We start from the raw sequence: 23,960 nt of genomic DNA, 5'->3' as shown, positions 1-23,960 counted from the left end.
GGCCTGGAGCGGGTCACGGGGCGGGTCATGGGGATGTCCACGGAACTGCGCACGGTGCCGCGCTTGGAGCCGCCCTCGGTGCGGCCGGTGCGGCCGGCGCGGCTGTGTTCGGTGCCTCCCAGGCCCCTGCCGCGCAGCCGCCTGGCCCGCCGTTCCCCGGCGCTCCGCAGTACCCCGGGACGCAGCCGCCCAGCGGCCCGCAGTTCCCCGGCGGGGCCCAACCCCCCGGCGCGCAGCCGCTCGGCGGCCCGCAGTTTCCGGGCGGGGCACAGCCGCCCGGCGCGCAGCCGCCCGGTGGTCCGCAGTTCGCGGGCGGGCAGGAGGCCGCGCACCCCGAGCAGCCCGGTGCCGCGCCCGGCGGCCCCACGCCCACGCCGTCGCCCCGCCGCAGGCGCCGCCGCACGGCGCTCGTCGCGGTGGGCGCGATCGTCGCCACGCTGCTCACCACCGCCGCCCAGAGCTACGACGGCTACCTCTTCTACGAGATGAAGACCACCCCCCGCGAGAACAACAAGGAGACCTTCGTGACCGCCGGCCAGGCGGGCAAGGTGCACAACATCGAGTACCGGGGGACGGTCACCCCCACGAAGGCCCCCGAGGGCAGCAAGCCGCGCGAGAACGCGACCTGGATGAAGATCGTGATCACGAAGAAGGTCGTGGACGCGGCCAGCGCCACCATGACCGCCGCGCCCTCGGAGATGAAGCTGCGCGACGCCGCGGGCCGTACCTGGGCGGTCGAGGCCCAGCCGGTCGGGGACCAGCCCACCGACAAGCTCGTGGTGGGCCGGGAATACCGGATCGAGGGCCTGGCGATCGTGCCGACCCCCGTGGCGGAGGAGGTTCAGCTCAGCTTCCGGCCGAGCGCCTACCGCTCGGACACGCCGACGGAGGACCTGTTCGACCGGGAGGCCATGGAGAAGGCCGAGAAGGACAACGAGGTGCTGGTGTTCAGACGTCGTTGAGCGGTTCTCCGCCGAGGCGGGCGCGGGTGGCGGCGATGTCGTACGTCGCCGCCAGGAGCGCCATGGTGAGCACGCTGACCACCATCTGCTGGACGAAGTGCAGCACCGGCCCCTGGTAGGTCCAGACCCACTCCGCCTCGGTGCCGACGAGGTGCCGGATCCCGCGGTCGGCGTACTCGCCCGCCACCATCACCCCGACGTAGCACAGGCACATCATGCCGAACAGCGGCGCGCCTGCCCGGAACACCGTCCGCAGCGAGTTGGCCAGCGGCAGCCAGCGGTCCTTGAACCCGCCGGTGACCTGGTCGAACGACCTCTGGGTGAGGTCGTGGCTGTCTTCGAGCCGATCGACGCCCCGCTCCAGCCGCGTGCCCTTGACCAGGGAGCGGGTCTCGTCGGAGTAGGCGCCGAAGACGAGCATGGCCACGGTGAGCCAGGCCAGGGGGACCGCGACGGCGTCCAGGAACAGCGGCCAGATCTCGCCGAACCAGCCGGTGACGGCGTCCCAGATCGGCAGGCTCTCCTGGGCCTCGGCCCAGACCTCCTGCGTGCCCTCGACCACGCTGCGGTGCGACACCCATTCGGAGCGGGCGTCGGCGAAGGCCACCGTGGCGTTCAGCCCGTAGAAGACGAAGGCGAACTCGGAGAAGGCGGCGGCGAAGCCGTAGAAGCCGCCCCTGCCCTTCTCGACGAGCTTCGCGAACAGCATCTTCAGCCCGAACATGGCGACCATCGCCCCGAGCGACACCCGCCAGTCGAGGTCGGTGAGCCCGCGTCCGACGTCGGAGTCCTCGCCGAACCAGGAGGCCTCCGTCTGGTCGTAGAAGTGGTGGAAGAGGTCCATCTGGAAGATGTCGCGGGCGTCCTCCACGTGGAAGCCCCACGCCAGGTAGAGCACCGCGAAGGCGGGCGCGACCCGGTCGAGGGTGCGGAAGAAGCGCTCGTCGGCCACCCCCTCCTCGGACCTGGCCCGGATCTCCCAGAGGGCGCCGCGAAGGGCGTGCAGCATGCCGGTGGTGACCGTCATCGCCGCCAGGATGACGAGCGTCAGCAGGGTCATGACGGCCACGAGCCGGACCTGGCGCCAGTCGCCGTAGGCGACCTCGACGGCCGCGTACGTCAGCACGTAGTGCGCCAGCTCGCCGACGGCGAACCAGCAGATCAACGGCAGGGCGCATTTGCCCGCCAGGCGAAGGGCGTGCAGGGGCAGCGAGTACGGCGACGGCATCTGCTGAGCCGACGTAGGCCCAGGTCGCGGGGGTGCCGTCACACCTGTCGAACCGGACATCTGTGGAATCGTAGCGGTATGCCCCATGTGTCGCAGCAGCAACTGCCAGAATCTGGGCGCTCACCGTGTGTCGATCTTCATCACCCGGCCGCCCGCGTCAAGGCGAACACCTGACGAAACAGGCAAACGACATTCCGTGAAATTCGCCCACTCCGGCATATGTAGAAATTATATATACGACAGGTGTGGCGTAATTCATAGACATGCCCAGACGTCCCCGGTAAAGTCCCCATCCACCACCTGACCGCGATTTGCTCGTAAATCGAGGGGAGATCGGCAGAGTGGCGTCCACGCACGCCGCGGCGGCCGAGAGCTGGTCGCGACGGGCTACATCCACATCAGTGACATCCACGAGATCGACCGGGGGATAAGTCGGTCATGAGACCGGGCGGCCGTGTGCGCGATATTCGGGATGACCTCCGCCTGACCGCTGCTCACGGGGTAGACGCTTGGATGAGAATAAATGCTCGCACCCCATGACGACGTGGCGGAATTACCGGACGAGGCCCGCGCGGCCCTGAACCACCCACCCGCCGCCCCCACGACAGGCATCCGCCCCGGCCGCACTCGCCCCGGCGACCGGCCCGCGCGCCCCGATCTCACGTGTCCCGATCGCACGCGTCCCAGCGGCCGGTCAGCGTTGGAGCGACGATGAGCGAGCGGGTCCTGACCCGGTACGGCGCCGGGTATCTGCGTACCACCATCTGCGGCACGGACGACGGCGGCTACCTGGTGATCAGGGAGCCGGGCCCGCTGCGCGAGACCGATCTGCGGCTGTCCCCGCTGGGCCGCCGCGCGGCGGAGGGCTCGTTCCCGCTGCCCGGCTCGTTCCAGTTGCCGGAGACCGCGGTGGCGCCGCTGCGCTTCACCGTCCCGCAGCCCGTCCCGCTCATCGACCGGATGTTGTGGCCCGCGGCCTTCTCCACCACCGCCCACCTCCTGCCGCCCGCCCTGAAGGCGGCCGGCGCGGCGCTGCGCGAGCTGACGGACCTACCCATCCCCGGCGGCATCCCCACCGGCATGCCGGAGCTGGGCCGCCTGCTGCGCTGGCTGCGCTCCGGCGGCGGGAACGCCCGCGACGGAGCCCGCGGGAACGCGCAGCGCCTGTACAAGCAGGCCCGCTGGCGGCTCGGCCCCGACATGTGGACGGAGCTGACCGAGACGTGCGGCCTGCTGTGCGCCCGCCCGGAACGGGTGATCCACGGCAACCCCACCCTGTCCGGCGTGTTCCCGCACAGCACCGCCACGGGCGGGGTGACGATCCTGACCGGCGAGACGCTGACGGCGGGTCCCGCGGACTTCGACATCTCGTGGCTCACCGGCGAACTGCTGATGCACCACCTCCTCAGCGACGGCGCGAACGACCTCGACCACGCCGGCCTGGCCAGGGCCGCCCTGGAGGGGTACGGGCTCGACTCGGCGCCCGCCCAGGCCACGCCGATCGCCCGCCTGCGGCTGCTCCACCACGTACTCAGCTACGTCGTGCACGTGAACTGGCGCGACGACCTGGTGGACCGGCTGGGATCGATCCAGGACAAGGTGCCCGCCTGGATCCGGGCGTTGTGAGCGCCGCCCGATTTCGGCGGTGCCCGCCCGCTCCGGCCGGACGGGCCAAACACCCGGCCGGCCACGGCGCGCACGCCCCTGGTCAGTGACTACGGGATTGCCCGGCGACCGAATTGCGGCCGGGCGATGCCTGAGCAGGACATCTGCGGCAACATGACGGTATGGAACCGCAGCCGGCGATCGACGCCGACCCTCGCGTGGTGGGAGACCGGCTGCGGCGGCTGCGGCAGGCGCGCGGCGTCTCGCTCTCCGAGCTCGCCAAGCGCGCCGGCATCGGCAAGGCCACGCTCTCGGGCGTGGAGACCGGCACGCGCAACCCCACGCTGGAGACCCTCTGGGCGATCACGGCCCAGCTCGGGGTGCCGATCGGGGCCATTCTCGACACCCCGCCCGAGCCGCAGATCATGCGCGGCACCGCGATCGAGGCCGAACTGCTCGAAGTGTTCGAGGACGACCGCGTCACCTACGAGCTCTACCGCCTGCGTGTCCCGCCCGGCCTCACCCAGACCTCGCCCGCCCATCACGAGGGCGTCAGCGAGCACCTCACGGTGTTCACCGGCACCCTCAGCGCCGGGCCCGTCGGCGAGCCGCTGACCGCCGGCCCCGGTGACCACATCTCGTGGATCTCCGACGTGCCCCACGGCTACCGGGCCCACGGGCCGGACGTCGTCCGTGCCACGCTCCTGATGCGCTACCCGACCGAACCCCTCTGAGCTACCGGACGGCCTCCTGACCGGGACGGCAGGTGCGGCACGGCCGGTACCCGGCGGCGCGGGCCTGGGCCAGGTCGCGGAAGCCGTGCCGGTGGGCGGGCGTGATGCGCCGCGCGTTGTGGCAGGTGGGGAAGCACACCACCCCGGTCGTGTCGCTGGCCAGGTAGAACACCCGCTCCCCCGCCAGCGCCCGGACCCGGTCCAGGTCCACCCCTTCCCCCAGCAGCAGCCGCTCCTTGGCGGGCGTGCCGAACACGTAGCCGCCCGTCATCCCGTCCGAGCGGGTGACCCGGTGGCAGGGGACGAGCAGCGGCACCGGGTTGCTCGCGAGCGCCGCCCCCACGGCCCGTACGGCCTTGGGGCGGCCGGCGCGGGCGGCGACCCAGGAGTAGGGGCGCACCTCGCCGCGCGGGATCTCGCGCACCGCGTCCAGCACCGAGCGCTGGAAGGGGCTCAGGCCGCGCAGGTCGAGCCGCAGCCCCGCCAGGCGGCCGGTGCGCAGGGCGGGCAGCAGGCCCGCGGGCGGACGGGTGGCGGGCAGCAGCGGGCGGCCGAAGCGCTTCCTGAACGCCTCCGCGAAGCCCTCTCCGTGATGCACGTACGCCACGCCCTGGTCGGTGCTGGCCACCGAGAGCTCCCCGATCGGCGCGGGCACCCGCACCCAGCGGGCGGCGATGCGTTCGAGCAGGCTCTCCGGCGCGTCCACGGCGAGTGCCGCGAGTCCGGTGAGCAGGGGATCCTGGGTCATCGAACACCTCCTAGTGCTCGTAGCCGCTTCAGCCCCCGCGACACGTGCGACTTGACCGTACCCTGGGGGATCTTCAGCACCGCGGCGATCTCGCTGATCGGCAGGTCCACGACGTGCCTGAGCACGACGGCGGCCCGCTGCTCCGGGGGCAGCCGGCCGAGCAGTTCGGCCAGTTCGTCGCCGGTCTCGCGGCGGACCGCGTCGGCCTCGACGTCCTGGCCGGGATCGACGCCGTCCACCGGCTCCTCGCGCAGGTCGGTCGGCGGCCGGCGGGATTTGGCGCGGGCGCAGTTGCGCCAGACGTTCATGAGGATCGTCATCAGCCAGGCACGCGGCTGCAACTCGGCGATGCGCTCGGGCGGGTAGCCGGACAGCGCCCGGTAGGCGCGCAGGAACGCCTCCGCCGTGTAGTCCTCGGCGTCGGCCCAGCTTCCGCTCAGCCGCAGCGCGGTCGAGAAGACCAGGCCGCGGTGCGCGTCGTACAGCGCGGCGAACCCCGTGTCGAGGTCGTCGAGCAGCGCTTCGCGCACCGGGTCGAGACAGTCGATGTCACCCACGTCCTCTACAACACCGCCACGGCCGCGATGGTTGCGGCACGCGAAAGGCCCACGCCCCGGAGAGGGGACGCGGGCCCGTACGCGAGCAGGTTCAGACGGCGACCGCGAGCTGGGCGACCTCGCCCAGCTTGGCCTCCACCCGCACGTCCCTGGTGACGCCGCCGCCCGCGATGATGCGGACGGTCCAGTCGCCGGGGGCGGCGAAGAAGCGGAAGACGCCGTCGTCGGAGACGACGACCTCGCCGGTGAACTCACCGGAGTTGTCGAGCAGCCGCGCGTACGCCGTGCCGGCGCCCGTCACGATGCCCTGGATCACGGCTTGGTTGGTCAGGTCGATCCCGGCGGGCAGCGCCACGGTCTGCTCCGGCGCTCCGCAACCCTGCGCAGTGGTGCTCATCAGCGGGCCTCCCCCAGCTCGATCGGCACGCCCACGAGCGAGCCGTACTCGGTCCACGAACCGTCGTAGTTCTTGACGTTGGACTGCTCGAGCAGCTCGTGCAGCACGAACCAGGTGTGCGCGGAGCGCTCGCCGATGCGGCAGTAGGCGATGGTGTCCTTGCCGAAGTCGACGCCGGCGTCCTGGTAGAGGCCGCGCAGGTCGTCGTCGGTCTTGAAGGTGCCGTCGTCGTTGGCCGCCTTGGACCACGGGATGTTGCGGGCGGTGGGCACGTGGCCGCCGCGCTGGGCCTGCTCCTGCGGGAGGTGGGCCGGGGCCAGCAGCTTGCCGGTGAACTCGTCGGGCGAGCGCACGTCGACCAGGTTGAGCTTGCCGATGGCGGCCACGACGTCGTCGCGGAAGGCGCGGATCGCGGTGTCCTGCTCCTGGGCGGCGTACTGGGTCTTGGCCCGCTGCGGGACGTCCTTCACCAGCTCGCGCGAGTCGAGCTCCCACTTCTTGCGCCCGCCGTCGAGCAGCTTGACGTTCTGGTGGCCGTACAGCTTGAAGTACCAGTACGCGTACGCGGCGAACCAGTTGTTGTTGCCGCCGTAGAGCACGACGGTGTCGTCGTTGGAAATGCCGCGGTCGGACAGCAGGGCTTCGAAACCGGTCTTGTCCACGAAGTCGCGGCGCACCGGGTCCTGAAGGTCGTCACGCCAGTCGACCTTCACGGCGCCACGGATGTGACCCTTGTCGTAGGCGCTGACGTCCTCGTCGACCTCGACGAGAACGACCCCGGGGGTGGCGAGGTTGGCCTCGACCCAGTCGGCGTCCACCAGGGCGGCGGAGCGGCTCATTTGGATACCTCCATGTTGGCGGCGGGCAGTAGTCGGCGAATGAGCAGGTACATCTCGCAGCCAAGGCAGAATCCGAAGGCTGCGTTGAGGAAGGCGGCGAGGAGAGCCGCGGCCGTGGCCACGAGGGCCGGCGGCGTGATCCCGGCGGCGAAGCCCGCCAGGCCCACGACCGTGAAAGCCAGCCCGACCCCCTGGGCGAAGCGGGGCGGACGGGCGTCCTCGGTCTCCTTCGGGGCACCCGGGACGAGCGCCTTGAAGAGCATCACGTACGGCGAGCGCCAGATCGTTCCGAGCGCGAAGACCACCGCCTGGGCGGCGAGCAGCCAGAAGCTCTCCGTCAGCAGGACGGAGAGGAGGACCAGGGTGGTGACGGCCGCGCCGAAGCGCAGCGCTCTAGGATCGGCACGCATCGCGGGATGCTCCTGAAGGGTCGACTGGGGCGGGTCGAAGCCCGCTGGATCGTCCTCAGGCAGCGCGACAGAGCGCTGTGGCGACGCGGCAGAAATCAACCGCGCGCCGCTTCGTGAGCAGCTCTGTCGACGGGTTCATGCCGACGACACTACTCGGCGTCTCGTCATCTGTCACATCTCGTCCGGTTGGTGAGACGACTTGTGAGACGGGTCACAGTCGCCGCTACGCCACGGCCGCGGCCAGCGCCGCCAGCACGTCGGCCTTGCGCGGCTGCCCGACGGCCCGCTTGACGACGGAGCCCGCCGCGTCGAGCACGAGCACGGTGGGCGTGCGGGTGATGCCGAGCCGGCGCACGAGGTCCAGCCGGGACTCGGCGTCGATCTCCACGTGGGCGACCCCCGGCACGAGCGCGCCGACGTCGGCCAGGACGCGCCGGGTGGCCCGGCACGGCTGGCAGAACGCGGTCGAGAACTGCACGAGCGTGGCCCGCTCCCCCAGCTCGGAGCCGAGGTCGGCGGCCGACAGCCGCTCGCCGGCTGCGTCGTTCACCCGTCCGTCGCGGCGCAGGCGGACCACCCCGATCACCGTTCCGAGCGCCAGCGTCGCCAGCGCCACCCACAAACCCGTCATCTTCGCATGTAACCGTGCGGACCGCCGGTTACTTCCCGCGGGCCGTCGGCGGCACGGTCACCGTGACGAGCGTGCGCCCGGCTCCGTCCACGATCTCGAAGCGGGCGATCTCCTTGACGGTCATCGTGGTCTCGCTGCGGAAGATCGTCCCCTTCTCGTAGTCGGCGCGGCGCAGGACCCAGCGCGGCGAGCGTTCCTCCCGCCCGTCCACGCCGACGACGACGAGCCGGTAGCCGGTGTCCACCGGCAGGCCCCTGACCTGGACGCCGAGCCCCGAGCCCGCCGCCGCCGGCCGGACGAGCACCGTGGCGGAGTGGTCGCCGGCCGCGTTCTCGCCGGGGAAGGCGATCTCGTCGCGCTCCTGGGTGCTCGACGCCGTCGGCCGCGCCTCGGCCCGGGAATCGCGGCTGTTCCCGCGTCCCGGATCCTCGGTGCCCTTGGCCATCGGGGCCTCGCTGCTCGCGATGGCAGGGGCCTCGGTGCCGAACGGCTGCGCCGACTCCGCCGAGCCCTGGTCCCGCAGCATGCGGGGCTCGCCCTCCTGCGCCGAGACCGGCGCGGCGGCCGACCCACCGCCGTCGGAGGCGGTCTGCGTCGCCGTCCACACCGTGCCGCCCACCACCAGCACCGCCGCCGCGCCGGCCACGGACAGCAGCGCCCGGCCGCGCCTGGTCCGCCTGACGCGGTCGTTCAGCAACCGGTCGAGCACCTGGCGCGGGGGGCTGGCCACCAGCTCCACGTCACGTTCCGACACCTTGCCCAGGAACGCGCCGACGCCCGCCAGCTCCAGCAGTTCCGCGCCGCACACCTCGCACGTCGCCAGGTGGGTGTCGATCTCCTCGGCCTCGTCGGGTTCGAGCGCGCCCAGGGCGTGCGCGCCCAGCGAGATCCTGACCTCCTCGCATGTCATCACGGCGCCAGCCCCCGTTCCTCGAGCGCCAGCTTCAGCGCGCGCAACGCGTAGTACGTACGGGACTTGACCGTGCCCGGCGGGATCCCCAGCGTCGCAGACGCCTCCTTCACCGACTGTCCTCGGTAGTAGACCTCCAGCAGCACCTCCCGGTGCTCCGGCCGGAGTGCGGCCAGCGCCTCGGCCACGGCCCACGACTCGACCGCGCGTTCCAGCTCGTCGTCGGCGGGCAGCACCGCGAGCGCCTCGTCGCCGGTCTCCGGCGGTCTGGCCTTCTTGGCGCGGTGCTGGTCGACGACGAGATTGCGGGCCACCGTGAACAGCCACGCCCGGATCGGCCTGCCGGACATGGCCTCGGGATGTCGCCAGGCCCGCAACAGCGTCTCCTGCACGACGTCCTCGGCCCGTCCGGAGTCACCGATCAGTCGCAGGACGTAACCGTAGAGCGGCCCGGCGTGCTCGTCGAAGAGCGTCTTCACGAGTTCCTCGTCGGCGGTACCGGCTGCACTCACATCCCCATGACGTACGGCGGGACGGAGTGGTTCGATGTCACCCACGAAGCGGCACGTCAGACGCCTCGGCCGAGAACTCCAGCCCGTCGGCCACGCTCTTGACCCCGGTCACCTTCACGTCGAAGGGCAGCTTCCCCTTGAACGGGATGGTGTACGCCACCAGCCGGGCGACCTGGTCGGGCACCCCTTCGATCTTCTCCGCCTGGACCCTGATCCCTCCGTCGACGAGTTCGACCCGCATCTCGGCGTCGAATCTCACCTTGTTGCCCCCCAGCGCGATCTCGCCCGACGCGGTGAGCCGGTCGCCGTTGCCGCCGATCTTGACGCCGTCGGGGGCGTACTTGTCGATCGTGGCCCTGGTGAGGGTGCCGCTGACGGCCACGCGGCCAGCCCGGATGTCGGCGGTGTTCTGGATGACGTCGGCCAGGGGCGCGGTCACGTCGTAGGCGGCGCCCCGCAGGTTCCTGACCGGCACGTCGCCGTAGGTGAAGGTGCCGAGGTCGAAGCGCACCTCCGGATAGTGCCCGGAGACGGCCTGGGTCAGGAAGGGGATGCTCTCGATCGTGACCGTCGGCCTGCCGGACAGGTCGGCCGCCGCCGCGATCCGGTTCGACAGGTCCCGCTCGACGCCCGCGACGGCGACCCGGTCGACGGCCACAAGGAGGACGATGAGCACGATCAGAAAAACGATCAGCTTGCGCATGGGGCTCCCTGTCTCGAGCGGGGGATCAAGAGACTACCGACTGGCACGCTCATTCCCTCGCGAGGCGTCCTTTCACCTGATCCGCCGTCCGCCGCCGGTCGTCATCCGCCGGCGAAGGGCGGCAGGACCTCCACGGTGGCGCCGTCGTGGAGGAGCACCTCGCCGTGGGGGCGTTTGCCGACGGGTGAGCCGTCCACGAGGAAGGAGCAGCGGCGCAGGATCCTGGCCAGATCTGCGCGGTTTTGTGTGATTTTCGTCATGAGTTCGCCAAGAGTGATCGCTTCGAAGGTTTCCTCGGCGACTCCGGCGGCTTCCTTGGCTGCCGCCCAATATCGCACTATTCCCGTGGCCATGCGTAGCCTCACAATCCTTTGCACACTATTGTGCGCTGCCCTTAACAAGCTTGTTCCAGGAGACGCGCTGTTCACCTTGCGGACGCGCAATGGACGCGTCTTGCTCGTGGGATATCCTCACCTACAGGACCTGGGCGACGTAGCCCCCGGGTCCTTGCGTGTTTGAGGAGGCCGTAATGAGCAACCTGCTCCTGCTGACCAACGCCCTCGAGCCGTCCGCCGAGGTGCTACCGGCGCTGGGGTTGCTGCTCCACTCGGTCCGCGTCGCCCCGGCTGAGGCTTCCGCCCTCATCGACACCCCTCCCGCCGACGCCGTCCTCGTCGACGCCCGCAAGGAGCTCGTGCAGGCCAAGAGCCTGTGCCGGTTGATCCGCACCACCGGCATCGACTGCCCGCTCCTCGTGATCGTGACCGAGGGCGGGCTGGCCGCGATGACCTCCGAGTGGGGCGTCGACGACGTGCTGCTCGACAGCGCCGGGCCGGCCGAGGTGGAGGCCCGGCTGCGGATGGCCACGGGCCGCATCTCGCAGACCTCGACCGAGGACGTCCCCGACGAGATCCGCAGCGGCGACCTGTCGATCGACGAGGCCACCTACACCGCCCGGCTGCGCGGCCGGGTGCTCGACCTCACCTTCAAGGAGTTCGAGCTGCTCAAGTACCTCGCCCAGCACCCCGGCCGGGTGTTCACCCGCGCCCAGTTGCTGCAGGAGGTCTGGGGCTACGACTACTTCGGCGGCACCCGCACGGTCGACGTGCACGTGCGGCGGCTGCGCGCCAAGCTGGGCACGGAGTACGAGTCGCTGATCGGCACGGTCCGCAACGTCGGCTACCGTTTCGTCCCCGACCGGACCGACGCGGCCAACGTCTGACCCGCCTTTTGTGCACGCCCTTTTCCAGGGGCATTCCTGTGCGGTAACGCACCGATGTGCGAGAAATTGCGGCGGGCCCACGGCCTTCACATGATCGACGCCGAATTTCCCGCAGGCGGCCCGCCGGGCCGGAAGGCGACCCGCGACAGGGATTCGACGCGGATGCCGGTGCCGGTGTGCGCGAACCGGACGATCTCCGCCGAAGGCAGCTCGATCGTCCCGAAGCCGGTGTCCCCGTGGGCGTCGCACCAGGCGACGAGATCGCGGGCGTCGGCGAGCGGGGCCGCGAAGTGGACGAGGCTGATGTACCAGCGGTCGCGTACGCGGCCGTGCTCCAGGTCCCGCACGCCCCGCGCCTCCAGCGCCCGGACATAGCGCTCGCGCATCGTGACCAGGGTGTCGTCGGACGGGTGGGCCCCCACCAGGACGCCGCCCGGGTGCGCGCTCACGCCCGCCAGCCGCACCCTGACCGGGGGCAGTTCCCGTGCCGCGTCCGCGAGGGCGGCGGCGTAGGCGCGGCGCAGCGGGTCGTCCTCGGGCAGGCCGGCGCGGTACGGCTCCAGCGACCTGAGCGTGACGTGCAGGGTCGGGCCGCCGTGCACCCAGTGGCCGGGGGCGTCGATGGTGGCGGCGAGCTCCGTCAGCCGGTGCACCACCTCGCCCTCGGGGCGCAGCACGGCCGCGGCTCCCCAGCGGGCGGCGCCTTCCTCCATGGGGCTGTCGTGGGTGGCCCGGCCGGACAGCAGGGCCGTGCGTCCCCTCGCCTGGAACTCCGCGAAATCGGACATCGGAGCAGTATGCCACGGGCGACCGGGCGGGCCGCGCGGCTCAGGGGCGCAGGCCGTCGCGGACGATCGCGAGCATGCGCGCCCGCGCCGCCGGGTCCGCGGCCTGGCGTTCCCGGTCGATGCAGCCCGTCAGCAGCGCCTTGACGTCGGCGATGTCGGCGTCCGCGCGGACGGCGCCGGCCCGCTGCGCGCCCTCCAGGAGCCCGCGCCAGGCCCCCATGACGTCGTACCGGCTCTGCTCGGCCACCGTGTGGAAGTCGAAGCCCGCTCCCGCCAGGGCGTCCACCAGCCCCTTGTTGGCGGCGGCCGCGCCGGCCATGGCGGCGAAGAAGGCGAAGAACGCCTCCGCCGGGCCCTCGCGGCCGGCCAGCTCGGACGCCTCGCGGACGAGTTGCTCCATCCGGTCGAGCAGGATCGCCTGGAACAGCGACTCCTTGGTCGGGAAGTGCCGGCTGACGGTCCCGGTGCCCACCCCGGCCCGGCGCGCGATCTCGTGGACGGGTACGGACAGCCCCTCGGCGGCGAACGTCTCGGCCGCGACCTCCAGGACGCGCGCCCTGTTGCGCTGGGCGTCGGCGCGCAACGGCCTGCTCATCCGGCTCACGCTCCAGACTTCGTAGACAACCGGGACGGCCATCCCGATTCTATTCCTGCTGACCTGGGACACGCTATGCGCACGGTCGAACTCGGCGGCGGCCTGGAGGTCTCCGCGCTCGGACTCGGCTGCATGGGGCCTACGTGCGGAACGCCTGCGAGGCCGGCCTGCGCCGCCTCGGCGTCGACCACATCGAGCTGACCGGGCCGGAGCCGGCCGCGCTCGACCCCATCGCGGCGCGGGTGCGCGGCGAGCGCATGCCCCCGCCGCCCGACCTAGGCTGAGCCCGCGCCGATGAGGTCGAGCAGCGCCGGCACCCAGTGCTCGCCGTAACGTTCCCGCAGGTCGGGACGGCGCCAGTCGGAGCCGGTCACCCGCCCGCGGCACAGCGGCGTGCCGCAACGGCAGTCGAGCACGAAACCGGGGGCCGCGGTGCTGGTGGCGTAGTCGTTGGTGACCTCCTCACCCGGACGCAGGTCACGGCGGGCCGCCAGGGTGTAGGGGCCGGTCCACCACAGGTTCGGGTCGCAACTGTGGTTGCTCCTGCCGGAGGGACGGCCGGGGGGCAGCACCAGGTGCAGGTCCGCGGTCACCGTGACGGTGTCCACGTAGGGGATGGCCGGGTCGTCGAACATGGCCCGCAACTGCTCCCAGGTCACCAGCCGGCCGCCCAGCCGGGAGACGACGGTGCCCGCCGGGATCGCGGCCGTGGCGAACAGGCCGTCGCCCGCGATGGGCGAGGGGCGCACCTCCAAGTGGGGGTGGAGCCGGCAGTCAGGCTCTGGATCCGGCGGCATCGGTCAATTCTGCCCCGGGAAGGCCGCCCGGTGCGGGCCGGTGCCGGGGTCGAACTCGTGGCGGATCCTGGCGCAGTCGTCCAGGAGCGAGCCCTGGAGCGAGCGCAGCTCCGTGTGCCGGGTGGGGTGGAACTCCGCCGCCAGCCGCCGCTGCTCGCGCTCGCCCTCGTCGAGCGCGGCGGACAGGTCCTCCAGGTCCTCGCGCCGCCCGCCGGCTTGCAACCTGCCGAAGGAGCGGAAGACGCGCGACAGCGCCGACAGCTCGGCCGCCAGCGGCTCCGGCAGGTCCGCGCCGCGCTCGCCGGGCAGGCCGCGTACGCCGGCGACGAGGTCCACGAGCCCTCTGGCGATGCTTCTGAGCTGGTGGCAGGCGTGGTCGAGACAGGTCGCGGCCTCGGCCACCTGGCGCAGGCGGCGGTCGTAGCGGCGGCGGCGCAGCGACAGCCGTACCGACTCGGCCGCCTGCTCCGCGGCCTGCTCGGTGCCCTCCAGGCGCTGCGACAGGCTGCGGGCCCGCTCCAGCCAGTCGCCCGCCAGATCGCGGTCCCAGTCGCCCCGCAGGCCCCGCGCCATGTCCGCGGCCAGGTCGGCCAGCTCGGACGACAGGCCGCGCAGCTCCCGGCCGGCCTTGTCCACGAAACGGGGCGGCAGCACCAGCAGGTTCGCCGCGATGCCGATCCCCGCGCCGAGCAGCACGTCCGCGAGGCGGGCGACGCCGTAGGTGTTGCCCAGCGCGAACACGAGCAGCGCCGTGATCGGGATCTGCACGTTCTGGGCGGGCAGGTTCAGCATGCGCGTCAGGACCAGGCCCGCCACCACCAGCACGCCCAGCGTCACCGCGTTCGCGCCGAGCAGCCAGATCAGCGCCAGCGCCGCGCCCACCCCCACGACCACCGCCAGGATCTGCTGGCCGCCGCGCACCAGCGTGCTGTACGCGGTAGCGGAGACCGTCAGCAGGACGCCGATGGGCACGAGGACCGGCAGCTCCACCTTGAGCACGTACGCGGCCAGCCACCAGGCCAGCACGCACGACCCCGTCACCTTGATCGTCTGGGCCAGCGCCTCCCGCTCCATGCGCAGCCAGCGCCCCACCCCGATGCTGCGCGCGAGCGCGAGCGCCGCCGCCCCGCCCGACACGACGCGTTCGAGCGGGGAGCGGGCCGTATCGCGCCCGCGCCCCGTTTCGGCCTCCATGACCTGCCCCTCTGCCCAGCATCGCCGCTGATAGAGCCGCCGCTGGGCGGGTAGCGGCAGGGTCGCGGCACGACCGCGGCACACGAGGGAGGGGCGCGCATGCCCGGCGATCTGATCGTTCCTGACGCCGCCATCGGCATGGTGGTGTTCGCGCACGGCAGCGGCAGCGGCCGGCACAGCCCGCGCAACCGTTACGTGGCGGGCGTGCTCAACGAGGCGGGCCTCGGCACGCTGCTGTTCGACCTGCTCACGCCCGAGGAGGAGGCCGACAGGTCGAACGTCTTCGACATCCCGCTGCTGGCGGACCGGCTGCTGGAGCACACCGCCCGGATCCGCGAGCGGCCCGAGTGCGCGGGCCTGCCGATCGGTTACTTCGGCGCCAGCACCGGCGCGGCGGCGGCCCTGTGGGCGGCGGCCGAGCCGGACAACGCGGTCGCGGCCGTCGTCTCCCGTGGCGGGCGTCCCGACCTGGCCGGTGACCGGCTGGCGGCGGTGCGCGCGCCGACCCTGCTCATCGTGGGCGGACGGGACCCGGTGGTGGTGGGGCTGAACGAGGAGGCGCGGGAGCGGCTGCGCGCGGAGAGCCGGATCACGGTGGTGCCGGGGGCCACGCACCTGTTCGAGGAGCCCGGCGCGCTGGAGGCCGTGGCCGGGCACGCCCGCGACTGGTTCACCACCCACTTCGCCGGGCTCCGGCGGCCGGGCGGGTGACGTGTGCCCTTTGCGACCTGGTGCAACCGCGTTGCCGCGCCGCAACGTTTGTGCCAACGTCGTGAGCGGACGACATCCCGACTCGACGGCGGTTGCGGCCTGTGCCACTTCTGGAGCTCGACGCTCTCACCTGGGAGACGCGTGGCCTCCGCCGCCTGTCCCCCGACCCGCTGACCCTCGACCCCGGCCGGACCGCCGTGGTGGTGGCCGGCGGTCCGGCCGAGGCTGACGCCTTCACCGACGTCCTGCTCGGCCTCGAGATGCCCGTCGGCGGCCGGATCCAGGTCGAGGGCGAGGAGGTCACCATGCGGCTGCCCACCGAGCGCGAGATCGGGCTGGTCCCGGCGGGCGCGGGGCTGCTGCCGCACCTGACCGTCGAACGGAACCTGGCGCTGGCCGCCCGCGACGACCTGGCCCCGTCGTTCGTGCGCGGCCGGATCGCGTTCATGGCCCGGCGCCTCGACATCCAGGGCTTCCTGCGCTCCAGGCCGCACGAGCTGGCCCACGACGAGCGGCTGAGCGTGGCGCTGGCGCGCGTCCTGTGCCGGCCGCTGCCGGTGAAGGTGATGGTGATCGAGGACCGCACGGGCCACGGGCCATGCCACGCGGCGGTCAGCGGGGCGCTGGGCGCCGACCCCGGGATGGCGGTGCTCGTCGTCACCGACGACCGGACCAGAGTGGCGAGCCTCGCCTCCCCCTCGTGCTTCTGGGAGATCGCCGATGTCGATCAGCCGTAGGGCGTTCCTGGCCGCCGTCCCGGCCGTGACGGTGGCGGGCTGCGCCGGGCAGCCGCCGTTACGGGTCGCGGTGGTGTGGAGCGGCGACGAGCTACGGCGCTTCCTGCGGGTCGTGGACGCGTACGTGACGGAGTCCAGGCGGCCCGTCAGCGTCTACTCGGCGGGGGACAACATCGGTGCGCTGCTGCGCGGCCCCGCCGCCGAGGTCATCCCCGACGCGGCCGTCATCCCCAGGCTGGGGCTGCTCTTCGACCCCTTGGTCCGCCCCCGTGTCCAGCCCAGGGCTGGCGGGCACGAGCAGCCGCTGTTCTGGCGGCGGCTGGTGACGCCGTACGGGAGCGAGGAGGAGCTCGGCGCCTGGTTCAAGATCGCGAACAAGTCGCTCGTGTGGCAGCGGGCGGGCGAGGACCACCGGCCCGCGGACCTGGCCGCCTGGCAGCCCCGTCCGGGCACGCTGGCGATCGGCGCGGCCGACGGGTGGGTGCTCAGCGACTGGTTCGAGAACGTCCTGCTCGCCCGCGCCCCCGAGGTGTACCGCGGGCTCTTCCCGCCGACCGAGCCGGGCAGCTCGTCCTGGTGGGACGTGTCCCAGGTCACCGACTCGCTCACGCTGCTCGCCACGCTCTGGCGGGAGGCGTTCACCCCCGACCTGGGCAGGCGCGCGCTGACCATGCAGTTCCACGACTCGATCCTCGACGTGTTCAGCTACCGCACCGCCGACCTGGTGGCCGCGCCCGACTTCGCGCTGCCCGTCATCGAGCGCTACGCCGGCAAGGACGTGGCCGACCTCTTCGACTTCCCCGCCCACGGGAACGGGCCGCCCCCACTGGTGGTCGGGGGCGACGTGGCGGTGGCGATGCGCGGCGGCGGGCCGGACGCCGTCAGATTCGTGAACTGGCTGACCAGGCCGCGCGTCAAGGGCGAGCGCGACGCGCTGACCGAATGGGTGGACGAGGGCGGCTTCCTGAACCTGTACCGAGCGCCGTCGCACGGGCTGCTCAGCGCGCCCGCCCAGCGCCTGGTCAGCGGCGCGAACCTCGACTACGACCTGTCCGACCGGCTCATCGGCCGGCTCGAAGGCGGCGACGGGCGCGGCCTGTGGCGGGTGCTCACCGAACTGTTCGCCGACGTCACCGTGGACACGGTCGCCCCCGCCGCGGCGGCCTCGGCCGCCCGCGAGAAGATCCTGGCCAGTCTCGGGAACGGCGGTGCCCGATGACCGAACGCAACGCGTTCCTGTTCGAGGTGGCGCCGCACCACGACGCCCGGGTGCCGGTGACCCGGCACCGGCTCAGCCGCTGGCGGGCCGCCCTCTACCTGCTGATCGCGGTGCTGCTGTCGGCGGGCGTCATCCTGGCGCCGTTCCTGGCCACCGTGCTCATCAGCTTCTCCAGGCCGGGCGCCTGGGCCGGCCTGCTGGCCGACGCCCAGGTCTGGCAGGCGGTCGGCAACACGCTGATCTGGTGGCTGCTGGTCGTCGCCGTGTGCGCGGTGGGCCTCGGCCTGGCCTGGCTGGTCAGGAACGCCGGCCCCGCGCTCGGCCGGGTCCTGCGGGTGATCCTCGTGCTGCCCGCCGTGCTCTCCCCGCTCACCACGGGGGCGATCTTCCGGCTGCTGTTCGACACCAGCAAGGAACGCGGCATGGCCGCCGCCGTGCTCGGCAGGGACACGGCCTTCCTCGGGCCCGGCTGGATCTGGCTGGTGCTCGGGCTGGCGTTCGTCTGGCAGTGGGCCGGGATCGCGTTCCTCGTCTTCCACGAGGCCCTGACCCGCCAGCCGGTCGGCCTGCTGCGGATGGCCAGGGCGTTCGGCGTCGGGCCCCGGCGCAGGCTGTGGTCCGTGGTGCTGCCGTCGCTGGCCGGGCCCGCCGCGCTGGCGTACCTGTTCGCGCTGGTGGCCGGGGCCCGCGTGTTCGACCTGGTGCTGATGGGCGTGCCCGGGTCGATGCAGGCGCTGGTCGAGGGCGGCGGGCTGTACTGGTGGCGGCACAACGACGATCTGGGCGACGCCGGGGCCGCCGCGCTCGCCGTGCTGATGTCCCTGCTGGTGGCGGTGCTGGCCTCGCCGGCCCTGCTCGGGCTGCGGGGACGGGTGAGCTGGCCGGAGCCCGCGCCCGCGCCGCGTCCCCCCGCGGCCCGCGGGCGGCGGTTGTGGCCGCTGGGCGGCGCGGTCGCGGTGGTGTGGCTGCTGCCGTTCGCGGCGCTGCTGCTCACGTCCCTGCGCGACCCGGTCGCCGCCGCGCGGACCGGGTGGTGGAACAGCGAGCCGTGGATGCTCGGCTCGTACGCGGAGGCGCTGTCCGACAGCGCGTTCACCGGGGCGCTGGGCACCACGTTCCTGCGGGCGTTCGCCGTCGTGTGCGTGGTGCTGCTGGCCGCGGTGCCGGCCGCGTACGTGCTGGCCCACGAGCACCTGCTGCCCCGCCGCGCCTGGCGGCCGGTGCTGCTGGTCTCGGTGGCGCTGGCCGCGCTGCCGCCGCAGTCGTTCGCCGTGCCGCTGCAACGCTGGCTGAGCCCGATCGGCGCCGCGCCCGCGCTGACCATCGTGCACGCGGCGCTGGTGATCCCGCTGGCGGTGCTGGTGCTGCACACCGCGTTCGTCCGCGTGCCCGCCCCGATGCTGGCGCGGGATCGCTGGGAGCTGTTCCACGTGGTCCGCGAGGCGCGCCCGGCCGTGGTGCTGGCCGGGGTGCTGGCGTTCGTCCTGGTCTGGAACGACGCGGTGGTCGGGCTGCTGCTGAACTGGCCGGCGGGCGACCATCTGCCGCTGATCCTGCTGGAGCAGGCCCGCCACTTCATGAGCGCGGCGAGCCCGCTGGCGGCACAGGCGGTGCTCGCCACGGCGGTGCCGGCGCTGGTGGTGGCCGTGACCGCGCGCCCGCTGTACCGGGGGCTGACCCGGGGAGTGCGCCGATGACGCTCGTCTCGCTCTGGGAGCGGCTGCGCGTCCGGCTGTCGCGGCTGTCCCGGCAGGGCGCGGCCCACCTGCCCGAGCTGGGGTTCGGCGGACTGGTGACCGCGGGAAGCGTCTGGCTGCTGCTGCAGGAGGAGCTGATCAGGCAAGTCGCCGGCGGGCTGCCGACCTGGGTGCTGACCGTCCTCGCGGTGCCGCTGCCGATCGTGACCGGCTGGGTCACCCACCTGATCCGCCGTCGCCGCGAACGCCCGTCCCCGCCGAGCCTGGCCCCGATGCCCTTCCCCGACCGGACCGACGGCCTGGTGGGCAGGGACGCCGAGCTGCGGTCGATCGCGAAGGAGGCGGGCGCGCACAGCGTGGTCGTGGTGCACGGCGGCATGGGCACGGGCACCTCCGCGGTGGCCGTCCAGGCCGGCTGGGCCCTGGCGGGCGATGCCCGCAAGCAGCGCTACGCCGACCTGCGCGGCCCCGACCGGGACCGTCCGGAGACGCCGCTGAGCGTGGCCCAGCGGGTGCTGCGCACGCTGCACCGGCCGCCGGGCGGCATCAAGGAGCCGCAGGACGCGACCGAGCAGGTGATGGAGGTACTCAAGGACACCGGCCGGGTGCTGCTGCTGGACAACGTCAGCTCGTGGCAGCAGGTCGACTGGCTGCCCGCCAGTGTGCCGGGCGCGCACATCGTGCTGGCGGGCACGCTCTCGGACGAGCCGCCGCAGCACGTGGGCCGGATCCAGCTCGGCCCGCTCGCCCCCGAGGCCGGGCAGGCGCTGCTGGCCAGGCACATCGGCGACGATCGGGCCGGCCGCGACCCGAAGGCGCTGGAGCTGCTGGTGGACGCCTGCCTGGGCAGCCCGACGGAGATCATCAGGGTCGGCCGCTGGCTGGCGGGCCATCCGAACGTGCCGTTGCAGTCCCTGGTGGACGACCTGCGCAGCCTGTCCGTCTCCGACACGCTCGACTTCGTGCTCAACCTCGGCGTCAGGCAGCTCAAGCCGATGGAGAAGCAGCTCTTCGTGCTGCTGGCCGGGCTGCCGCTGGCGGAGGTGGACCACCAGGCCGCCGCCGCGCTGCTCGGCGTGCCGTCGGTGGCGGACGAGATCGGGAAGCTGGCCGAGCTCGGCCTCGTCGAGAACGTGCGGATGACCCGCGTCCGGGTGTCGGACGCGTACCGGGGCAGCGGCGCGGAGGGCACGCCGGTCGAGGTCGCGGCCTGGCGGCGGCTGGTCGAGCACTTCGCCGGGCAGGCCGCCTTCCACGCCGGACGGCTGCCCGCGCCGGAGGCCAGGACCTGGTTCGAGATGGAGGACCGGGTGCTGCTGCAGGTGCTGGCCCGCGCCGAGCCGGTGCCCAGGACCGCGCGCGCCCTGGCCGGCATCGCGGACGGGCTGGAGAGCTGGTTCCGGCTCGAACAGCGGCAGGAGGACCGGCTGCGGGCGGCGTCCGCGCTGGCCAGGGCCGCCGGCACGCTCGGGGACGAGCACGTGCAGGCCACCGCCGAGCTGCGGCAGTGCGCGATCCTGCTCACCTGGGGCGATCCGCGCAAGGCGCGCCAGCACTTCGACCAGGCGGCGGCGCTGCGCGTCAGGGTCGAGTCGTGGCCCGCGGAGCTGCACCTGGAGCACGCGGCGATCCTGCTGGCCGCCGGCGACGAGTTCACCGCCGTGGAGTCCGCGCTCGTCCGGTACGGGCAGGCGCTGCCCGGCGGCGACGTCATGGGGCAGGCGATCCGGCTGACGAACGTGGCGGCGCTGCTCCTGCGCAAGGGCCAGACGCTCGACCACGACGCGCACCCCGCCGAGGCCCGCAGCCTGTACGCCGACGCCTGGCGCGTGCTGTTCCAGGCTCGCGAACTGGCGAAGCAGACCGGCGACCCCACGATGCAGGCGCACGCCCTGGAACTGCTCGCGCTCGCCAGCCACTACCTGAGCCGCGGCCACGAGGCCGGGGGGCACCTGGCGGAGGCCGTGGACCTCTACACCGAGGCGGCGGACGAGACTGGGCGGGCCCGCTGCCTGGTGCAGCGGGCGGGGGTGCTGCTGGAGGATCCCGGGCACGTGCCGGAGGAGGTGGCGGCGCTGCTGGAGGAGGCCGTGCAGCGGCTGCCGCCGACCGGGGTGAGCACCGCGCTGGCCCACCTGCGTCTGGCCGGGCTGCGGCGGGAGCGGGCCGCCGAGCACCAGGAGGCGGGGCTGGCGGCGATGTCGCCCTGGGACACGATCGCCGAGCCGAAGCAGGTCAGCGAACTGAGGGCGATGTTACTGGCCCTGTGACCCGGTCCGGCCGGTGCGCGTGGACGTCAGACCGCCACGGTGGCCAGCGTCCTCCCGTCGAAGGTCTGGATCGTGAAGTGGTTCAGCTCCGACTGCGGGAGGCTGGTGCCGCCGTGCAGGAGGAGCGGGTCGGGTGAGCCGGGCACGCCGTACCCCTTGTCGGGCACGCCCCAGCTCGCGACGACCTCCGAGCGGCCGTCGTCGCCCACGGCCATGAGGCGGCACTGCAGCGGGCCCTTGACCCCCTTGAGCTCCAGCGCGACGTGGGTGCCCCAGCCCTTGTCCTCCATGCCGACGAGCCCGGACACGCCGGTGGCCGGGTCGGTGATGGAGTAGGTGCGGCCGGTCATGAGCAGCGCGCGGGCCGGGCTGTGGATGCTGTCGGGGTTGGGCCCGCTCGTCATGGAGCTGATGCCGAGGAAGACGCCGGCCGCGACCACGAGGCACGCGGCGGCGGTCATGAAGCTGCGGTGGAAGCGGCGACGGCGGCGTTCGGCGGCGGCCCGGCGGACCAGGAGCGACTCCACCTGCGGCTCCGGCGAGTGGGGCAGCAGGTCGTCCGGGTGCACGCCCTTGATCAGCTCGCCCATCGCGGCGAACGAGCCCACTTCCGAGGCGCAGTGCGCGCAGCCGTCGAGATGGCGCTCGAAGGCGGCCCGCTCGTCCTCGCCGAGCAGGCCGAGCGCGTACGCGGCCACGTCCTCGTGGTGTACCTCAGTCATGGCGTCACCCCCCATTCATCGTGACGCACCTGGATCACGGCAGCGTCACCCCCCTTTCCTCCAGCGCGACGCGTAACGCGCGCATGGCGTAGTACACGCGGGACTTCACCGTGCCCACGGGCACGCCGATGATCTCCGCCGCCTCCTGGACGCTGCGGTCCAGGAGGAACGTCTCGGTGAGCACCTGCCGGTGCGCCGGGGAGAGGGAGGCCATCGCGTCGGTCACGACGATCTCCCTGAGCAGTTGCTCGTCCTCGGCCGCGGCGGGCATGACGCGTTCGGGGATGTCCTCGACCGTGTCGAGGGGGCGGGAGCCGGCGCGGCGGCGGTCGTCGATGACGACGCGGCGCGCCACCGTGGCCAGCCAGGGCATCAGCGAACCGGAGTCCGTACGGAGGTCGTGCAGGTTGCGCCAGGCTCGTACGAGGGTCTCTTGGACGACGTCCTCGGCCCAGCGGCGATCGCCGCCTGTCAGCCTGATGGCGAAGGCCGTCAAGGGGGCGCCGTATTCGCGGTAGAGGGCTCTGACCATGGCCTCGTCGGTTACGCGGTGAGTCACGCTACGGCTCCTCGCGCAGCGGATATCATGAAATATCGCGCTCGGTAGGCTGATATTTATGAATTATCACTCTAGCCACGAGTCGGGGCCGGGGTTGGGTAGTTTGCCCGTCTCGCCGTCTAACTAGATTTATCCGGTAAATCGTGCTTCAGTCCCCTGGAGAGGGGATTATGATCATTCGATTGACGATCCGCGATCCGGCAGCCTCCACCGCCGCCGACTGCGAGGTGACGGCCGAGCCGGAAACCCTCATCGGCTCGCTGCTGCGGGCGCTGCCCTTCCCCGTCAGAGGCCGGCCGTGTTACGTCGGCGGTGACAAGCTCGACCCCGACGCCCGCCTCGCGGACAGCCCGCTGGCCCCGGGCGCGACGATCAGCGTGGGCGAGCCGGAGCGGGCCCAGCCCTGGCGGCCCCTGGCTGCGGCGGGCGCGATCCGCGTGTTCTCCGGCCCCGACGCGGGCCGCGTCATCTGGCTGAGCCCCGGCAGCCACGTGATCGGCCGCGAATGGACCGACATCAGCCTGCTGCGCGACCAGCAGGTCTCCCGGCGGCACGCCCGCCTCGACGTGTCCTGGACCGGCGAGGCCACGGTCGCCGACCTGGGTTCGAGCAACGGCACCCGCGTGGACGAGATCGGCGTGCGGGAACCGGTGCGGCTGCGTCCCGATGGGGTGTTACAGGTGGGCGACGACCGGCTGCGGTGGGCGCCGCTGCCGTCCGCCCGGCTCAGGACCACCCGCGCCAGAGACGGCCGCGTCGACTTCGACCGGGCCTTCTCCCCCGCCCCCGCCGTCACCGCCGCGCGCCTCACCATGCCCAGGAACGAGGTGCCGCAGCGCAACATCGCGGTGGCGCTGATTTCGTCGCTGCTGCCGCTGCCGATTTCCGTCGCGATGGCCGTCCTGTTGAAAAGCCCGTATTTTCTGCTGTTCGGAATTCTGACGCCGATCACGTTCTTCGGCACGCAGTGGGTGGAAGGGCGGCAGCGCAAGAAGAAAGAGCGCGAGTTCGACCAGCGCAAACAGGAGACGACGGAGCGGATCAGGCAGCACGTCGTGCACGAGCAGTGGCTGCGGCACGTCGTCGCCCCCGACGAGGTGGACCTGACGTTCGCCGCCACCCACGAGGGGCCGGGGTTGTGGCCGCGCAACGCCGACTCGCCCGACGGACTGACCCTGCGGGTGGGAGTGGCGGACGAACCCGCCTCGATCAC

Annotated in this window: 30 protein-coding genes; 11 read left to right on the top strand and 19 right to left on the bottom strand. The window is 72.6% G+C overall.

What is annotated here, in order from left to right:
• Nucleotides 1-332: hypothetical protein (locus FAF44_RS11070; protein WP_237102989.1), on the bottom strand; the 332-nt coding region annotated here is incomplete at its 3' end.
• Nucleotides 333-416: 84 nt separating this feature from the next.
• Here FAF44_RS11070 and FAF44_RS11065 point away from each other — a divergent pair.
• Nucleotides 417-962 (top strand): hypothetical protein, encoded by a 546-nt coding sequence (locus FAF44_RS11065; RefSeq protein ID WP_237102988.1) that lies wholly within the window; start codon nucleotides 417-419, stop codon nucleotides 960-962.
• Here the strand turns inward: FAF44_RS11065 and FAF44_RS11060 are convergent.
• Entirely contained in the window at nucleotides 949-2,190 is a 1,242-nt protein-coding gene (locus FAF44_RS11060) for a hypothetical protein (protein WP_237102987.1), read from the bottom strand. The genes FAF44_RS11065 and FAF44_RS11060 overlap by 14 nt on opposite strands.
• 711 nt (nucleotides 2,191-2,901) lie before the next feature.
• Here FAF44_RS11060 and FAF44_RS11055 point away from each other — a divergent pair.
• Together FAF44_RS11055 and FAF44_RS11050 are read left to right on the top strand one after the other, a co-directional pair.
• Nucleotides 2,902-3,816: a hypothetical protein gene (locus tag FAF44_RS11055; protein ID WP_237102986.1), complete on the top strand. Its 915-nt coding sequence runs from the start codon at nucleotides 2,902-2,904 to the stop codon at nucleotides 3,814-3,816.
• Nucleotides 3,817-3,977: 161 nt separating this feature from the next.
• Entirely contained in the window at nucleotides 3,978-4,529 is a 552-nt protein-coding gene (locus FAF44_RS11050; protein ID WP_237102985.1) for a helix-turn-helix domain-containing protein, read from the top strand.
• A 1-nt stretch (nucleotide 4,530) separates the two neighbouring features.
• On the opposite strand, the gene FAF44_RS11045 is transcribed toward FAF44_RS11050, so the two are convergent.
• The 11 genes from FAF44_RS11045 to FAF44_RS11000 form a co-directional block, all read right to left on the bottom strand.
• Nucleotides 4,531-5,277, bottom strand: coding sequence for a methylated-DNA--[protein]-cysteine S-methyltransferase (locus FAF44_RS11045; RefSeq protein WP_237102984.1), 747 nt, complete (start codon nucleotides 5,275-5,277; stop codon nucleotides 4,531-4,533).
• Complete coding sequence (locus FAF44_RS11040; RefSeq protein ID WP_237102983.1) at nucleotides 5,274-5,834, bottom strand: RNA polymerase sigma factor; 561 nt, start codon at nucleotides 5,832-5,834, stop codon at nucleotides 5,274-5,276. Before FAF44_RS11040 ends, FAF44_RS11045 begins: the two co-directional genes overlap by 4 nt.
• A gap of 91 nt (nucleotides 5,835-5,925) precedes the next feature.
• Nucleotides 5,926-6,231, bottom strand: coding sequence for a DUF1416 domain-containing protein (locus FAF44_RS11035; RefSeq protein ID WP_237102982.1), 306 nt, complete (start codon nucleotides 6,229-6,231; stop codon nucleotides 5,926-5,928).
• On the bottom strand, nucleotides 6,231-7,070 hold the full coding sequence (locus tag FAF44_RS11030) for a sulfurtransferase (protein ID WP_237102981.1): 840 nt from the start codon (nucleotides 7,068-7,070) through the stop codon (nucleotides 6,231-6,233). Before FAF44_RS11030 ends, FAF44_RS11035 begins: the two co-directional genes overlap by 1 nt.
• Nucleotides 7,067-7,480, bottom strand: a complete 414-nt coding sequence (locus FAF44_RS11025; protein ID WP_237102980.1) for a DUF4395 domain-containing protein — start codon at nucleotides 7,478-7,480, stop codon at nucleotides 7,067-7,069. Before FAF44_RS11025 ends, FAF44_RS11030 begins: the two co-directional genes overlap by 4 nt.
• Nucleotides 7,481-7,535: 55 nt before the next feature.
• Complete coding sequence (locus FAF44_RS56355; protein WP_350668905.1) at nucleotides 7,536-7,619, bottom strand: putative leader peptide; 84 nt, start codon at nucleotides 7,617-7,619, stop codon at nucleotides 7,536-7,538.
• A gap of 84 nt (nucleotides 7,620-7,703) precedes the next feature.
• Complete coding sequence (locus tag FAF44_RS11020; RefSeq protein WP_237102979.1) at nucleotides 7,704-8,111, bottom strand: thioredoxin family protein; 408 nt, start codon at nucleotides 8,109-8,111, stop codon at nucleotides 7,704-7,706.
• Nucleotides 8,112-8,139: 28 nt separating this feature from the next.
• Nucleotides 8,140-9,021 carry an anti-sigma factor gene (locus FAF44_RS11015; protein WP_237102978.1) on the bottom strand — a complete coding sequence of 294 codons (882 nt, stop codon included), beginning with the start codon at nucleotides 9,019-9,021 and terminating at the stop codon, nucleotides 8,140-8,142.
• A complete protein-coding gene (locus tag FAF44_RS11010; protein WP_237102977.1) occupies nucleotides 9,021-9,533 on the bottom strand; it encodes a sigma-70 family RNA polymerase sigma factor in 513 nt (170 codons plus the stop codon). Before FAF44_RS11010 ends, FAF44_RS11015 begins: the two co-directional genes overlap by 1 nt.
• A 37-nt stretch (nucleotides 9,534-9,570) precedes the next feature.
• Nucleotides 9,571-10,236 carry a DUF2993 domain-containing protein gene (locus FAF44_RS11005; protein ID WP_237102976.1) on the bottom strand — a complete coding sequence of 222 codons (666 nt, stop codon included), beginning with the start codon at nucleotides 10,234-10,236 and terminating at the stop codon, nucleotides 9,571-9,573.
• 101 nt (nucleotides 10,237-10,337) lie between these two features.
• A complete protein-coding gene (locus FAF44_RS11000) occupies nucleotides 10,338-10,589 on the bottom strand; it encodes a MoaD/ThiS family protein (protein ID WP_237102975.1) in 252 nt (83 codons plus the stop codon).
• 176 nt (nucleotides 10,590-10,765) lie between these two features.
• Here FAF44_RS11000 and FAF44_RS10995 point away from each other — a divergent pair, with 176 nt between their 5' ends.
• Nucleotides 10,766-11,458, top strand: a complete 693-nt coding sequence (locus tag FAF44_RS10995) for a response regulator transcription factor (protein WP_237102974.1) — start codon at nucleotides 10,766-10,768, stop codon at nucleotides 11,456-11,458.
• Nucleotides 11,459-11,544: 86 nt separating this feature from the next.
• Here FAF44_RS10995 and FAF44_RS10990 read toward each other — a convergent pair whose 3' ends face one another.
• Both FAF44_RS10990 and FAF44_RS10985 read right to left on the bottom strand, forming a co-directional pair.
• Nucleotides 11,545-12,246 carry a hypothetical protein gene (locus tag FAF44_RS10990; RefSeq protein ID WP_237102973.1) on the bottom strand — a complete coding sequence of 234 codons (702 nt, stop codon included), beginning with the start codon at nucleotides 12,244-12,246 and terminating at the stop codon, nucleotides 11,545-11,547.
• A 40-nt stretch (nucleotides 12,247-12,286) separates the two neighbouring features.
• Nucleotides 12,287-12,841 (bottom strand): TetR/AcrR family transcriptional regulator, encoded by a 555-nt coding sequence (locus FAF44_RS10985; RefSeq protein ID WP_237102972.1) that lies wholly within the window; start codon nucleotides 12,839-12,841, stop codon nucleotides 12,287-12,289.
• A gap of 143 nt (nucleotides 12,842-12,984) precedes the next feature.
• Between FAF44_RS10985 and FAF44_RS10980 the strand changes: the two genes are divergently transcribed.
• Nucleotides 12,985-13,125, top strand: a complete 141-nt coding sequence (locus tag FAF44_RS10980) for a hypothetical protein (protein WP_237102971.1) — start codon at nucleotides 12,985-12,987, stop codon at nucleotides 13,123-13,125.
• Here FAF44_RS10980 and FAF44_RS10975 read toward each other — a convergent pair.
• Both FAF44_RS10975 and FAF44_RS10970 read right to left on the bottom strand, forming a co-directional pair.
• A complete protein-coding gene (locus FAF44_RS10975; protein ID WP_237102970.1) occupies nucleotides 13,117-13,590 on the bottom strand; it encodes an SET domain-containing protein in 474 nt (157 codons plus the stop codon). The genes FAF44_RS10980 and FAF44_RS10975 overlap by 9 nt on opposite strands.
• Nucleotides 13,591-13,641: 51 nt before the next feature.
• Nucleotides 13,642-14,832 (bottom strand): aromatic acid exporter family protein, encoded by a 1,191-nt coding sequence (locus FAF44_RS10970; protein ID WP_237102969.1) that lies wholly within the window; start codon nucleotides 14,830-14,832, stop codon nucleotides 13,642-13,644.
• 99 nt (nucleotides 14,833-14,931) lie between these two features.
• Here FAF44_RS10970 and FAF44_RS10965 point away from each other — a divergent pair, with 99 nt between their 5' ends.
• The 5 genes from FAF44_RS10965 (at nucleotide 14,932) to FAF44_RS10945 (ending at nucleotide 21,466) form a co-directional block, all read left to right on the top strand.
• On the top strand, nucleotides 14,932-15,543 hold the full coding sequence (locus FAF44_RS10965; RefSeq protein WP_237102968.1) for a dienelactone hydrolase family protein: 612 nt from the start codon (nucleotides 14,932-14,934) through the stop codon (nucleotides 15,541-15,543).
• A 101-nt stretch (nucleotides 15,544-15,644) separates the two neighbouring features.
• Nucleotides 15,645-16,280, top strand: a complete 636-nt coding sequence (locus FAF44_RS10960) for an ATP-binding cassette domain-containing protein (protein ID WP_237102967.1) — start codon at nucleotides 15,645-15,647, stop codon at nucleotides 16,278-16,280.
• A complete protein-coding gene (locus FAF44_RS10955; RefSeq protein ID WP_237102966.1) occupies nucleotides 16,264-17,499 on the top strand; it encodes a hypothetical protein in 1,236 nt (411 codons plus the stop codon). Before FAF44_RS10960 ends, FAF44_RS10955 begins: the two co-directional genes overlap by 17 nt.
• On the top strand, nucleotides 17,496-19,196 hold the full coding sequence (locus tag FAF44_RS10950; RefSeq protein WP_237102965.1) for an ABC transporter permease subunit: 1,701 nt from the start codon (nucleotides 17,496-17,498) through the stop codon (nucleotides 19,194-19,196). Before FAF44_RS10955 ends, FAF44_RS10950 begins: the two co-directional genes overlap by 4 nt.
• Nucleotides 19,193-21,466: a hypothetical protein gene (locus FAF44_RS10945; RefSeq protein WP_237102964.1), complete on the top strand. Its 2,274-nt coding sequence runs from the start codon at nucleotides 19,193-19,195 to the stop codon at nucleotides 21,464-21,466. Before FAF44_RS10950 ends, FAF44_RS10945 begins: the two co-directional genes overlap by 4 nt.
• A gap of 26 nt (nucleotides 21,467-21,492) precedes the next feature.
• Here the strand turns inward: FAF44_RS10945 and FAF44_RS10940 are convergent, their stop codons facing one another.
• Both FAF44_RS10940 and FAF44_RS10935 read right to left on the bottom strand, forming a co-directional pair.
• On the bottom strand, nucleotides 21,493-22,188 hold the full coding sequence (locus FAF44_RS10940; RefSeq protein WP_237102963.1) for a zf-HC2 domain-containing protein: 696 nt from the start codon (nucleotides 22,186-22,188) through the stop codon (nucleotides 21,493-21,495).
• Nucleotides 22,189-22,222: 34 nt separating this feature from the next.
• Nucleotides 22,223-22,720 carry a sigma-70 family RNA polymerase sigma factor gene (locus FAF44_RS10935; RefSeq protein ID WP_237102992.1) on the bottom strand — a complete coding sequence of 166 codons (498 nt, stop codon included), beginning with the start codon at nucleotides 22,718-22,720 and terminating at the stop codon, nucleotides 22,223-22,225.
• Nucleotides 22,721-22,917: 197 nt separating this feature from the next.
• Between FAF44_RS10935 and FAF44_RS10930 the strand changes: the two genes are divergently transcribed.
• Nucleotides 22,918-23,960 (top strand): FHA domain-containing protein (locus tag FAF44_RS10930; protein ID WP_237102962.1); only part of this gene is annotated, 1,043 nt, incomplete at its 3' end.

This window comes from Nonomuraea sp. MG754425, assembly GCF_021699195.1.
In the GTDB taxonomy this organism is placed as follows: Bacteria; Actinomycetota; Actinomycetes; order Streptosporangiales; family Streptosporangiaceae; genus Nonomuraea.
This window is presented reverse-complemented; position numbering and strand designations above follow the sequence as displayed.